The organism is Alteromonas sp. 07-89-2 (assembly GCF_013113925.1).
Lineage (GTDB): Bacteria > Pseudomonadota > Gammaproteobacteria > Enterobacterales > Alteromonadaceae > Alteromonas > Alteromonas macleodii.
In genome coordinates this window covers 25,984-39,814 of the sequence record NZ_VTYM01000025.1, presented here as the reverse complement: position 1 = coordinate 39,814, position 13,831 = coordinate 25,984, and the positions used below count along the sequence as shown (strand labels likewise).

The 13,831-nt window shown below is 44.6% G+C and carries 11 protein-coding genes; 7 read left to right on the top strand and 4 right to left on the bottom strand.

Features of this window, described 5'->3' with window-relative positions:
* Nucleotides 1-2: 2 nt before the first annotated feature.
* On the bottom strand, nt 3-584 hold the full coding sequence (gene sodB / locus F0261_RS15850) for a superoxide dismutase [Fe] (RefSeq protein WP_014948764.1): 582 nt from the start codon (nt 582-584) through the stop codon (nt 3-5).
* A gap of 349 nt (nt 585-933) precedes the next feature.
* On the opposite strand from sodB, the gene F0261_RS15845 reads away from it, so the two are divergent.
* From F0261_RS15845 to F0261_RS15825, 5 genes are all read left to right on the top strand, one after another.
* Nucleotides 934-1,284, top strand: a complete 351-nt coding sequence (locus F0261_RS15845; RefSeq protein ID WP_014948765.1) for a Grx4 family monothiol glutaredoxin — start codon at nt 934-936, stop codon at nt 1,282-1,284.
* Between the two features lie 334 nt (nt 1,285-1,618).
* The gene (locus F0261_RS15840; protein ID WP_014975983.1) at nt 1,619-4,207 is read left to right on the top strand and encodes a TonB-dependent siderophore receptor; all 2,589 of its coding nucleotides are present in this window, start codon (nt 1,619-1,621) and stop codon (nt 4,205-4,207) included.
* An 82-nt stretch (nt 4,208-4,289) separates the two neighbouring features.
* Nucleotides 4,290-4,922, top strand: coding sequence for an RNA polymerase sigma factor (locus F0261_RS15835; RefSeq protein ID WP_014978687.1), 633 nt, complete (start codon nt 4,290-4,292; stop codon nt 4,920-4,922).
* A gap of 1 nt (nt 4,923) precedes the next feature.
* Complete coding sequence (locus F0261_RS15830; RefSeq protein WP_014978688.1) at nt 4,924-5,979, top strand: FecR family protein; 1,056 nt, start codon at nt 4,924-4,926, stop codon at nt 5,977-5,979.
* 219 nt (nt 5,980-6,198) lie between these two features.
* Entirely contained in the window at nt 6,199-9,123 is a 2,925-nt protein-coding gene (locus F0261_RS15825) for a TonB-dependent receptor (RefSeq protein WP_171338435.1), read from the top strand.
* Between the two features lie 438 nt (nt 9,124-9,561).
* Here F0261_RS15825 and F0261_RS15820 read toward each other — a convergent pair whose 3' ends face one another.
* The gene (locus tag F0261_RS15820; protein ID WP_014948769.1) at nt 9,562-9,756 is read right to left on the bottom strand and encodes a bacterioferritin-associated ferredoxin; all 195 of its coding nucleotides are present in this window, start codon (nt 9,754-9,756) and stop codon (nt 9,562-9,564) included.
* A gap of 275 nt (nt 9,757-10,031) precedes the next feature.
* Here F0261_RS15820 and F0261_RS15815 point away from each other — a divergent pair, with 275 nt between their 5' ends.
* Nucleotides 10,032-10,637 (top strand): peroxiredoxin, encoded by a 606-nt coding sequence (locus tag F0261_RS15815; RefSeq protein ID WP_014948770.1) that lies wholly within the window; start codon nt 10,032-10,034, stop codon nt 10,635-10,637.
* Nucleotides 10,638-10,710: 73 nt separating this feature from the next.
* On the opposite strand, the gene rnt is transcribed toward F0261_RS15815, so the two are convergent.
* Nucleotides 10,711-11,346, bottom strand: coding sequence for a ribonuclease T (gene rnt, locus F0261_RS15810; RefSeq protein WP_014948771.1), 636 nt, complete (start codon nt 11,344-11,346; stop codon nt 10,711-10,713).
* Between the two features lie 341 nt (nt 11,347-11,687).
* Here rnt and F0261_RS15805 point away from each other — a divergent pair, with 341 nt between their 5' ends.
* Entirely contained in the window at nt 11,688-12,560 is an 873-nt protein-coding gene (locus tag F0261_RS15805) for an OmpA family protein (RefSeq protein WP_014975986.1), read from the top strand.
* A 37-nt stretch (nt 12,561-12,597) separates the two neighbouring features.
* On the opposite strand, the gene glpQ is transcribed toward F0261_RS15805, so the two are convergent.
* Nucleotides 12,598-13,794 carry a glycerophosphodiester phosphodiesterase gene (glpQ, locus tag F0261_RS15800; protein ID WP_171338419.1) on the bottom strand — a complete coding sequence of 399 codons (1,197 nt, stop codon included), beginning with the start codon at nt 13,792-13,794 and terminating at the stop codon, nt 12,598-12,600.
* Between the last annotated feature and the right edge of the window lie 37 nt (nt 13,795-13,831).

Genomic DNA, 13,831 nt, shown 5'->3' with positions numbered 1-13,831 from the left:
GCTTATGCAAAGTTACTGCTTGCGAATTCCCAGTTAACCAGCGCCCAGAAATTTTCTAGGTACTTAGGACGCGCATTGCGGTAGTCGATGTAGTAAGCGTGTTCCCAAAGGTCAACAGTAAGCACTGGCGTAAGGTCGTCGCCAGAAATAGGCGTTTGCGCGTTGCTTGTGTTAACGATATCTAGGCTGCCGTCCGCAGTTTTAACTAACCACGTCCAGCTTGAACCGAAGTTGTTAACCGCTTTATCGTTAAATGCTGCTTGGAAGTCTGCAAATGAGCCCCACTTCGCGTTGATAGCTTCTGCTAGCGCGCCTGTTGGCTCACCGCCGCCATTCGGGCTTAGACAGTGCCAGTAGAACGTGTGGTTCCATACCTGCGCTGCGTTATTGAAAACTCCGCCGTCAGAAGATTTGATGATTTCTTCTAGGCTTTTGTTTTCCATGTCAGTACCTTCAACTAGGCCGTTAAGCTTAGTTACATAAGTAGCGTGGTGCTTGCCATAGTGGTACTCAAGCGTTTCAGCAGAAATATGCGGTTCTAGTGCATTTTGTTCGTATGGTAATGCTGGTAATTCAAAAGCCATGACGGTCTCCATGTTGGTTTAGTATTGTAGTCTAAAGCCCACTTATCTTCGCCTGTTCAATAAGTGCATATCAATTCTATGCTCAATATACTGCTTTAGACGCTAAAGCATATCCCAAATGTGGGGATAAAGTCCTATAACTCAATGACAAAAATGTGAATTTTTTTTCAAAAGTTAAAATGTGACACTAATTTATATTGCAATGTATGGGTAGATAACGATTCAGAGGTTGAAAAGATCAATTCAGCTATGGGTAATTAAACATAAAATTATGATACCCTTTCCCTTGATAAATCATTCATGCATTCCCATCTAACTGGGAATACACTTTTGTGCTCAGAGGAATCAAATGGATAATACTGAAAATCAATCAACGCTAGATAGAATCAAGCAGCAAATCGAAGAAAACCCAATTTTGTTGTATATGAAGGGTTCTCCTAAACTACCTAGCTGTGGCTTTTCTTCACAAGCATCGCAAGCGTTGATGTCATGTGGCGAACCATTTGCTTATGTAGATATTCTTCAAAACCCAGATATCCGCGCAGAACTACCAAAATATGCAAACTGGCCGACATTCCCGCAACTATGGGTTGAAGGTGAGCTTGTAGGCGGTTGCGATATCATTATTGAAATGTTCCAACAAAACGAGCTTCAACCGCTTATTAAAGAAACGGCTGCAAAGTACAAAGAAGCAGAGTAAATCTTGTTTCCATGTACAAATCTTTAGGTTTGTAAAAAACGATTTAAAAGCCGGCTTATAGTCGGCTTTTTTTATTAAAACCCGCCAAAAATCCCGCACTTTTATTCCCGTAAAAGTTATATAGACAGGTCAGAAATTAAAATCCTCTACGGAGTGAAAAAATATTTTTATTTTGTCGAAAAAGGTTTGTTTTTTAATATCTTGCGTTCTATAAAAAACACCATCTGACCGCAAATGAGTCAGTGTTGAAGGTAAAAAATAACAACTACTCTGAGCATTTTTTTAATGTGTTTAAAACGCTGAAGGTGTCTTAGAGAAACTCCGGGAAACCACCATGAATACAACCTTGTCTTTATTGACCAAAAACGTGCGTGGCGTATTAGCCGCATCAGCTGCGTTTTCAGTAATGGCCGCTGCACCTGTTTATGCGCAAGAAGCTGAAGAGAGTGCTAAGGCCGAAGATTTTGAACAAATTGCGGTAGTTGGTTCACGTGCAGCGCCTCGCTCGGTCGCTGACTCAGCGGTGCCAATTGATATTATTTCTGACGAAGAGTTTAAGCAGCAGGGTGCCACTGATATGGTATCTATGATGCAGACTGTTGTTCCGTCTTTTAACGTAAACGACCAGCCGATCAACGATGCTTCAACGCTTGTTCGTCCTGCTAACCTTCGCGGTATGGCATCAGACCACACGCTTGTGCTTGTAAATGGTAAACGTCGTCACCGTTCTGCGGTTATCACTTTCCTTGGTGGTGGTCTTTCTGACGGTGCACAAGGTCCTGATATTTCTGTTATCCCAGCAGCGGCATTAAAGCAAGTGGAAGTACTTCGTGATGGTGCAGCAGCACAATACGGTTCTGATGCGATTGCGGGTGTAATTAACTTCGTACTTAACGATGCATCAGAAGGCGGTTCGTTTGAAGCCCGTTACGGCTCTTTCTACGAAGGCGACGGCGACATGATTCAGATGTCGGGTAACGTAGGTCTTCCTCTTTCTGACAAAGGCTTTATTAACCTTTCAGCTGAATACCGTACTGCAGACGACACATCTCGAAGTGTACAGCGTGCCGACGCTGCTGCATTGATAGCGGCTGGGAACACGTTTGTAGCAGATCCTGCGCAAATTTGGGGCTCACCTGAAATCAAACACGACATCAAACTTTTCGCTAATGCAGGTATAGAGCTTTCTGCTACCTCAGAAGCTTACATGTTTGGTAACTACGCCGAGCGTGAGGTTGAAGGTGGTTTCTACTTCCGTAACCCACACAATCGTGGTGGTGTGAACGATGGTGGTACAAATGACGATGGCGAGCAACTACTGCTTGTTGGTGATTTAACCGGTGATATGTCAGGTAACTGTCCAACCGACATCGTAGTTGGTGATAACGTACTAGAGAACCCGCGTTATATTAACGAAGTTCAGAACAACCCTGACTGTTGGGCGTTCAACGAAATGTTGCCGGGTGGTTTCACGCCTCGTTTCGGTGGTACGGTTACAGATATGTCACTTGTCTTTGGTACGAAAGGCGAACTTGACCACGATATTACTTATGACGTGAGCTTGAACCTAGGCCAAAACGAAGTTGACTTTGCTATTAGCAACACCATCAACCCGTCTTTAGGTCCAGAAACACCTACAGAATTTAGCCCAGGTCGCTATACGCAGTCTGAGCAAACCCTTGATATTGATTTCACTAAGCCGTTCGATGTTGGTTTATATGAACCACTATTCGTGGCAACTGGTTTCCAATATCGCAACGAAAGTTATGAGAGCTTTGCAGGTGATACTGCCTCTTATGAAATAGGTCCGCTGGCGACACAAGGCTTTGGCATTGGCTCAAATGGTTTCCCTGGCTTGGCGGCCAATAGCCAAGGTCGTGTGTCCCGCAACAACATCGCACTGTACATTGACGCAGAAGCGTATATCACTGAAAACTTCATGTTAGCCGGTGCGCTACGTTATGAAGACTTCTCTGATTTCGGTGACACAACGAAAGGTAAGATTGCTTTCCGTTGGCAAGCACTTGAGAACATCGCTTTCCGTGGTGCGTTCTCAACAGGCTTTAAAGCACCTACCCTTGGTCAAAGCAACGTGCGTAACGTAACTACCGCGTTTGGTACAGGTGGTGAACTTATTGACCGCGCAACACTGCCTCCGACAGATCCAGTGTCTCAACTTAAAGGTGGTGAGCAGTTAACGCCTGAAGAGTCAGAAAGTATCACGTTTGGTGTGGTAGCCGATTTCGATAATGGTCTATTCATTACCGCAGACTACTACAACATCGAACTGACTGACCGTATCAGTACTGCCTCTGGTATTGCGCTGACTGAAGAAGACATTGCCACGCTGCTTGAGCAAGGTATCAACGATGCGTCTAGCTTCTCTGAAATCAGCTTCTTTACTAATGACTTCGACACCACCACCGAAGGTGTAGACGTAGTAGCGAACTATTCGATGGATATGATGGGCGGTGAAACTAAGTTCTCACTTGCATATAACTGGACGTCTACAGAAGTTGACCGCGCGTCGGACAATATCTCTGATTTCCGTATTCGCATGCTAGAAGATAACCTTCCAGCGGTACGTTACAGTGCAACAGCTAACCACACTAATGGCGACTGGCGCTTCCTTGCGAGAATGAACTACTACGGTAGCATTTTCGAAGATCACCTAGACTCTGCATTGCCGATTGACAAAGTAGGTTCTGAAATTACGTTCGACTTTGAAGTGGCATATAACTTCACTGAAGATTTCACAGTAACTGTTGGTGCTAAGAACGCGTTTGATGAATACCCTGACGAAAACAATACTGATGCAGGTGGTATCACCTATGCACAGATTGCCGGTTCAGCGTATCCGACAACATCACCAATTGGTATTAACGGTGGCTTCTACTACCTAAGAGGTGTTTACACTTTTTAAGAGGTAAGCAATTACCTATAAACCGAACTTTCACTTAATGTTTCAAAGTTAAGGGGGCATTAGCCCCCTTTTATTTTATTAGGTGAAAAAGAACGAAAAAGCAGGCATTATTGATGCCAATGTAAGCAAATCGAAACACACAATATTTAATATTATGACGAGAAAGTCGACAGTAGCTGAAACCTTCTTAAAATACCGCTCAAAGCTAATGCGTGCGGTAGGTTCTATTGTTGGCGCCGACGACATTGAAGACATCGTGCAAGAAGCTTTTATTAAAAGCTACGAAGCAGAGTTAAAACAAGAAATACAGTATGAGCGTACCTATATGCTCAAGACAGCGCGTAATCTAGCGCTGAACCATGTTGCGAAAGCCGAAAACAAAAATAAGCAGCAGCTCGATGACATGGATATTTTGCCTTATGAACTTGTAGGGCACAGTTTAGAAAAAAATGTAGAAAGCAAAGAGCGTTTTATTCATTTTTGCCGAGCGACAGATACATTGTCTGCTGATGTAAAACGCGTATTTTTGCTGAAAAAAGTATATGGCATGCGACAAAAAGAGATTGCAGAGCTTGTGGGGCTAAGTGAAAGCACCGTTGAGAAGCATGTCGCCAAAGGTTTAATGATGTGCTCTAGGTACTTAGCCGAGCTGTCAAAGGACAGTGCATCCCCCCGTGCCACTGCTAACGCGACTCAGGACATAAGCCGTAGTTAACATGAATAATATTCGCCAGTTTTCAAGCAAAGAAGATATCCAAGAGCTAGCATGCTTATGGATAAGCCGTCTCGATCGCGGCTTAAACAGTGACGAAAAGACGGAGCTAGATGCTTGGTTGTCGGAAAGTAATGCGCATCGTCAAGCTTTGCTCGACGCAGCTAGCTTGTGGGACGACATGTCGGTATTAAATGAATTGAGCGGTTTATTCCCGCAGCCTACCTCACGTCAGTCGTCGAAAAAACGCAATATGCCTAAAACAGCGGTTTGGGGCATTGCGGCCACATTTTTAGTGATGGCAATTGCTGTTGGGGTAGTGGTTCAGCGCACGTGGCTAAATAGCACCCCTGAATTCGCAGCGGTAACACAAAAGGTACAAACCGGTGTTGGCGAACAGAAAAACGTGACGCTAGCCGATGGCTCTAAACTTCATCTAAATACAAACTCTGTAGTTACCGTAGACTTCTCATCAACGGCGCGCAATATCGTTTTATTGAAAGGGGAGGCACACTTTGAAGTGGCTCACGACACGTCTCGTCCGTTCTCTGTGACTGCAGGCAACAACACCGTTACCGCTGTTGGTACTGCTTTTAATATGCAATATGTGGATGATAATGCGTTTGAGTTAGTGGTTACCGACGGAAAGGTATTGGTGAAAGATCGCTTTAAGGCTTCATCCTCAAATGAATCGCTCTTCACTAAACGTCCTGTTGCTGAAGAAGGGCTTCTCATGTTCGCGGGTGAAAAAGCCACTGTACAAGGTAAAGTGGAAGCCCGTGAAAGCATGTCTCAAAATGACATTGATGACGACTTAGCGTGGCAACAAGGTATGATTGTATTTAAAGGTGAACCGCTAGAGGCCGTATTAGCTGAGATTGGGCGCTATACACCCGTTCGCTTTAACATTTCGGATGAAAGTCTGCGCAAGCGACGTGTAGCGGGCTACTTTAAGGTAGGGGATATAGACGGTTTGTTGTCAGCACTTAAGAGCAGCTTTAATATCAATTACGAGAAAGTCACAGAAACAAGTATTGAGCTTAAGCTAGCGAAAAGTTAAATATTTCTGAAAGATAGGTGCTTTCTACTATTCGTAGTTGGCATCAATTTCTTTAATGTGACAATATAATTAAAATAATAAGCACATCGATTTTATATCTTGCAATACAGCAATTTTGCGATAAGCAGGCAAACCAAAAAGGCAATAGAAAAGCTGCATGCCCTCGCGTGTTCGGCCCAATGCCTTTCGCAAAAAAGAATGTGCAAATTCTCCCGTATTTTGTCCCTCTCGGCACTACACATAGCGTCCGGCTTTTTTCTTTTCATAGCACCAGCGCCAACGCTTCATGCACAAACAGACAGCTCTTCGCAATCACTCGACCAAACCGAACCAAAATTGGGTGCTTACAGCTTTTCAATACCCGCACAAAATGCTAATGAAGCGCTAACCGAACTAGCTAAACAGGCAAATACCACATTGCTTTTTCCTTTTGATTTAGCAAAAAAAGTGAAAACAAATGCATTGGAAGGTACGTTCACACTGAATGAAGCGCTGGCACAGCTTCTTGAAGGAACAGAATTGGCGGTAGTGACTGATGAAAGCGGTGCGGTAAGTATTCGTTCTCGTTCATCGTTAGTGGCGAAGGAAACACAGCCACAAAATGCCGAAAAGAAAACAGACGAGGGAGGCAATGGACTTGAAAAAATTGCGGTCGTCGGTACTCGTAACTCGCCTCGAAGTGCTGTTGACTCACCAGTTCCTTTGGATGTGATTGGTTCTGAAACCCTCAACTCACAGGGAAATTCAGACGTGCTTTCTATGTTAAGCGTGATGGTTCCTTCGTTAAACGTAAACGATCAGCCCATCAATGATGCCAGTAGCCTGGTAAGGCCGGCGAACCTTAGAGGCATGTCCTCGGATCACACGCTTTTGCTGCTTAATGGAAAGCGACGCCATCGCTCTGCGGTAATCACGTTTTTAGGCGGCGGTTTATCTGACGGTGCACAAGGGCCTGATATATCGGTTATTCCTGCCTATGCGTTAAAGCAAGTCGAAGTATTGCGAGATGGTGCAGCAGCCCAGTATGGCTCAGACGCCATTGCAGGCGTGATTAACTTCGTACTTAAGGATGCTCGTGAAGGAGGCCATGTTGCGCTGAAAGTTGGCGGATACAGTGAAGGCGACGGCGAACTGTTTCAAGTGCAGTTGAATAAGGGCTTTGCTATTGGAGAAAACGGCTTTTTAAACGCAACGGCAGAGTATCGTCAGCAAAATGGCACGTCGCGCTCTGTACAGCGGGTTGATGCGCAGAACTTGATTGACCAAGGGAATGTGTTCATCGCGTCACCGTCCCAAGTATGGGGAGCGCTTGATGTTAACGAAGATATTAAACTTGCGCTAAACGCAGGCGCAGACATTTCGTCTAAATCACAATTTTACAGCTTTGCCACTGCAGCAAGAAGAGAAATAAACGGTGGTTTTTACTTTCGAAATCCGCAAACCCGAGAAGGGGTGTTCAGCCGAACCGACCCAAATACAGGGGAAAGTCGTCTGATTGTAGCCGATCTCGACGGGCTGGAAAGTGGAATTGCTTGCCCTTCTATAACCTTGTCTAGTAATAGCGTATTGCTGGACCCCACGTATCAACTTATTGCAGATAACACAACGGCGCTTGGTGCCAACTGTTTTGCTTTCAACGAGTGGTTCCCTGGCGGTTTCACACCAAAATTTGGGGGCACGATAACGGATGCTTCTGTTGCGATGGGCGTTAAACATGAGTTACCTAATGGCTGGGCGATGGATGCCAGTGCGACATTGGGCTACAGTGACATTGAGTACACCATCTCAAATACGGTTAATCCATCGTTAGGGCCACAAACGCCAACGTCGTTTTCGCCCGGTGGTGTGTCGCAGGTAGAGCGAACGCTTAACTTAGATTTTAACAAACTGATTCAGACTATTTTTGATGACCCGGTTAGCATTGCCGTGGGCTTGGAATGGCGCAAAGAAACCTATTTTCAAAAGTCCGGCGATGAAGCGTCATATATTGCAGGGCCTTTCGCTCTAGAGCCGCCACTTGGGTTAAACCAAGGCTTTTCCATCGGTTCCAACGGTTTTCCGGGGTATCAGCCTCAAAGTGCCGGGCACTGGAGCAGAAGTAATTGGGCCGTGTACGCTGATTTGGAGTTTTATGTTACTGAAGCATGGCAGTTTGGCGTGGCCACACGTGTAGAGCATTTCAGTGATTTCGGTTCGACATTCGATGGCAAATTAAGCACTCGCTATAAATTAAATGATATTTTTGCATTACGCGGATCTGCAAATACCGGTTTTAAGGCGCCAACAGTAGGGCAGAGTAATGTTATCAACGTAACTACCGCCTACGGTGTTAACGGTTTGGAAGACCAAGCAACGCTGCCTCCAACTGATCTTATCTCGCTGCAGCTGGGCGCAACGCCACTTACGCCTGAAGAATCGGTGAACTTTAGCCTTGGGCTTGTTATGCAGGCAAGCGAGAACTTTTTTGCAACGCTCGACTATTTCAATATTCGCCTCTCTGATCGCATTAGTACGACATCTGCAATCCCGTTAACCGACGACGACATTAGTGCGCTTATTGCCCAAGGTCGTCCAGATGCGGCGAAATATAATGCTGCAAAGTATTTTACTAATGACTTTGACACAAAAACTCAGGGTGTCGATTTAGTTGTTAACTACAATTTTGCGCTAGCTGATTGGTCAAATTCTTTACTTCTTGCCTTCAACTGGACAGACACACAAGTAGAGCGGGTTACACTTTATCCTGCGCAAGTGGGGGACGAAATACGGCTTCTACCTAATCTAACACGAGCAAGAATTCGTATGCTGGAAGATAACTTGCCTGCTCATCGAGGCAGTATCACGCTGGAGCAATCGAAAGGAAATTGGGCATTTACTTGGCGGCTTAACTATTACGGTGAGTTTTATGAAGACCATCTTGATGCGTCCGCAGGGATGGACATATACGGCAATGCGTTAACCACATTCGATGCCCAAGTCGCATGGAAAGTACTGCCTCAAACACAAGTTACTCTCGGCGCCCAAAATCTGTTTGATTCGCTGCCAAATGAAAACCCTTTTCAAGGTGAAGTTGGCGCACTCTTTGGTCTAAATGGAAGCCTTTTAATCGCGAAACAGTCCTGCAAGCCTAGCGGGCTAAGTTAAAGGACTGTGACAAAGAGTAAAAGGCTTCCATAACGACCCCTTAGGGCAGCGCCTTTGTGCCATCTATACTGCGTTGAATGTTCTCGATTTAGAACCACTAAACCGTCAAACATTCGCCTTGTCTAGATGGCACACAGGCCGCTGCAAAAATGTACAACAAAGGTCAACAGGCCCTAGGGCATGCTTCAGCAAAGCTACGTAGTTAAATGGCACGCTGCACTCAGTGAAAGTAAGAAAATGAGCCTAACTTTGAGTTTGAAAGGACAACAACCTATCGTTTTAGGTGACGATGTGAATATTACTTAGGTATTTAAACTAGTATATGACTTAGGCCACTAAAATTAGTAATCGTGATAATAAATACGGTGTTTTAAGTCTAGGAAAGGATACGTAGAGCGGTGATGTTGCGTGTTAAGAATACGCGGGTTGGCTAATTATCTAGCCAACGTCTTTAAATAACGACTCATCGACGATAGTTTGGTCAATGATTTGTTGAGCCATGTTGATGCACTTACCGCATTGTGAGCCAAGCTCTAAATGTTGACGTAACTCTCGCATATTTCCCACACCGTTTTCTTCAACCGCTGCGCGAATGCTTTTATCAGTTACCCCATAGCACATGCAAACAAACATTAAACATACTCCAAATGAATCTGTAAATGATAATAATTGTTATTCTTTGCTTTAGCAAGTGGATAATGACAAATTTAATACAAGGTAATTGAAGAAAGACTGAACAGTGTGGGTTGATGTTAAGCGGTTATTGGTATGATCAGTAAAAAAACTCGTTGTTTAATATTGTTATTTCCATATTCGTACCTATTTTCTTTGAAGGAAATTTCTTATCAAAGTGGTTACGCAACGTAATCACTTCTATTATTACAATCCAAATATAAATGGAGAGACTCATGAGTGTATTAGTTGGCCGTCCAGCACCTGACTTTACTGCAGCAGCGGTACTTGGTAGTGGTGAAATTGTTGACACTTTCACACTAAGTGAAGCAATCAAGGGCAAGAAAGCTGTTGTATTCTTTTACCCACTAGATTTTACGTTTGTATGCCCGTCAGAGCTTATCGCCTTTGACAAGCGTTTCGACGAGTTCAAAAAGCGTGGTGTTGAAGTGATCGGTGTTTCAATCGACTCTCAGTTCTCACACAATGCGTGGAGAAACACTCCGGTAAATCAAGGTGGTATTGGTCCGGTTAAGTACACCCTTGTTGCTGACGTTAAGCACGACATCTGCCAGGCATACGATGTTGAGCACCCAGAAGATGGCGTTGCGTTCCGTGGTTCATTCCTAATCGACGAAGAAGGTATGGTACGTCATCAGGTAATCAATGACCTTCCACTTGGCCGTAACGTTGATGAAATGCTACGCATGGTTGATGCACTAGCATTCCACCAAGAGCATGGTGAAGTTTGCCCAGCGGGTTGGACTGAAGGTAAAGCTGGTATGGATGCGTCGCCTGAAGGTGTTGCTAAGTACCTATCTGAAGAAGCAGACAAGCTATAAGCTAAACTGTTTAAAGGTTATAAAAAAACAGCGCCTTTTGGCGCTGTTTTTGTTTATATCAGTTTGAATAAAACTACTCTTTATTTTCTACAGGCCATCCGCCTAGCGCTTTATAGCGATTTACCATATAGCAAAATAGCTCGGTGGTCTTTTGGGCGTCATACAGCGCACTGTGCGCTTCACTTTGGTCAAATGCGATCCCCGCTGCACGGCATGCTTTTACCAAAACCGTTTGGCCTAAGGCCAATCCAGCAAGGCTGGTGGTGTCAAATGAAACAAACGGATGGAACGGCGTGCGTTTTATATTGCAGCGTTCTATCGCGGCATTGACGAAACTCTGATCGAACGTTGCATTGTGAGCAACAATAACTGAACGTTGGCAGTCTGCATTTTTTTGCGCCTTGCGGATGCCTTTACATAAGTCCTTCATGGCTTCGCTTTCTTCAATAGCCCCTCGCAATGCACAATTAGGGTCGATGCCATTAAATTCTAAGGCTGCTGGCTCTAGATTAGCGCCCTCAAAGGGGTCAATGTGATAATGAAAAGTTTGATCAGGATGAAGTATACCGTTTTCATCCATTTTCACCGTTACCGCGGCTAATTCTAACAGGGCGTCAGTGCCTGCATTAAATCCGGCTGTTTCAACGTCGATAACAACGGGAAAGTAACCTCGAAAGCGCTGGGAGAGAAGGGGCGGGTTGGCAGACATAAACACTCTTGTAAGACTCGATTGCGTTAATTGGTTGGTGACTAAAATGCGTACCAACCTGCGAAGCATATTGCGTAAAAGAATTATCGCAAGGATACTCTCGAGTTGCCAGTTGCAATTTATAAACTGTTAAATCAGGGGGCTAACAAAAGTACAAAACGCGAATGGTATTAAACGCTAAACTTTTCTACAATTTGGACGATAATCAAATTAAGCGTGAAAAAATCATTAGGCACATTTCTTCTTTTTGTGTGAGCTAATTTGATTCATTATGTTCGGTAATTTGTGCACGTAGTGTTGTCTTTTACCTGTGTTAGTCTGATTTTCGTTATGGTGTCGAAATGGTGTCGAAATTAAAATACATCGCTTTATTGGGGATGCTGGGGTCATTGTCTTCCCACGCTGCCATGCGGCAATATTCTGCAACCATAGAAAGCTCCAACTGGCGAATAGACAAAGACACGCGACTTCAGTGTACCTTGAACCACGAACTACCCGGTTATGGCGAAGCCATGTTCACGAGCTCAGCGTCGAAGCAGCTTAATATGGAATTCGAACTGGACATGTATTTGCTGCCAAGCAAATTTGATATGGCTGCTGTTTATTCTGTACCACCTAAATGGATGCCCGGCGTTGCGCCTAAAACCATTGCCGACATGTCTATTCGTAAACAGTACAATGGCGACCTTCCGCAGGATGCGGCTTGGACTATGTTGTCTGAATTAGAAAAAGGCTTTTGGCCCACAATCTATTACCAAGACTGGTATAACAAATATGACCAAGTGAGTGTGGCATTAAACGCTAGCAACTTCTCTGGTGTGTATCGTGAATTTGTGAAGTGTGTATCGAACTTATTGCCCTTCGGTTTTGATGACATTGCCTACACGGTATTGTCGTATCAAAACAACAGTACAGAGCTAACCAAATATTCGCAGAAGCGCTTAACCATGATAGGTGAATACTTAAAAGAAGACAGCGAGCTTGAGCTTGTGCTTCTTGATGGTTACACCGATAGCTATGGCGGTCGCTATAATAATGAACAGTTGTCTATTCGACGTGCTAACGAAGTAAAAAGCTATTTGACTACGCTAGGTGTACCTGAAGATCGAATTCAGTTAACAGGCCACGGTGAGAAACGCCACATTGCGCCAAACGATACGCGAGAAAGCCGCGCCCAAAACAGACGCGTGGTGGTGCGACTTTCAAAATCCTAGGCGCTAATTATCGCGCCTACACTCGCTTTAAAATGCGTTAGTTTAATTTTTCTCGCCACTTTAATACCGGTACTAAATGATCGGTGAAAACACCGTCAGCACCTACCACCTCGTCTAAAACTTCCAAGACTTGTTCTGAACTCATACCTGCTGGTAGTGAATCATGTCGGTAGGTGTAAGGGTGGATTGTCAGGTTATTTTCGTGGGCGTAGGCAATCCATGTCGCGGCTTCTATTTCTCCTTGAGCCTTCGCTTTATTATCGAGTAAATGGCCTAACCAAGGGCCTATGCCATCGGCATACAACGCAACCTGCTTCATGCCTTCCTGAGTGCGCAGCCAGTTATAATCTGTGTCACTTTCGCCCCAGTCGTTTTCGCCAATCAGCATCACAACTTTGCCTTTATAGCCCAGAGTTTCACGAATGCGCTTAACTTCGTTAAAATCGAAGCATTGCAGGTAGCTATTACCGCTCTCCCCACCAAACCCGTAAGCATTTAAGGCATCTACAACGATTTTACTGGCATCAACGCCTTCTTTAATGTGAAAGGCAGGGGACTTTACTTCAGGATAAACCCCTACAGACGTTTCAAATTGGCGATTTAGCTCGCTGATTAGCTCAAAGTGTTCATTTAACGTGGCCACTTTAAAATTAGCATGCGTTCCGCGGTACCTATCTTTAAAAACTTGCTTCCCGTCACTGTTAGCGCGCTCGTGTACCAGCAGTTGTCGCAGTTCTTCAAGAGTAAAATCACGCGCGTAATAGCGTCCGTCATCGCGGTGGCGTGCAGGAAACACATCTTCTACATTGGTGACCGTTTCTAAGTAGATGTCGTGTAGCACAACGGGTATGTCGTCTTTGGTGATAACAACATCTTGTTCAATAAAATCAGGGCCCAGAGAAAAGGCGAGGGTAGCAGCTTCAAGGGTATGCTCAGGTAAATAGCCCGACGCGCCGCGATGGGCTATCACGGTAAAGTGCGTTTCAACATTTTCTTTTGTGTCAGCGTGTGTTTGCTCACTCTCGTTATTTGCAGCCATGGCCGATAACGCACTACCAGCAGCAACTACACCGGTAAAAGCGACAAACAACGCTGGCAGAATAGTGGCTGCTTTTGCTTTTGGCTTTCTGCGCAAGCTTATATTGTGCGCCGATCGAGGCTTCCGACTTATCGCTGTTCTAGCTTGGCTTTTGTTTTTATCATTTTGCGAAAATAATAAGCGGTTACGTAGCATGTAGTATCACTCCATGTGGTTTTTATCGTTTTTTCCA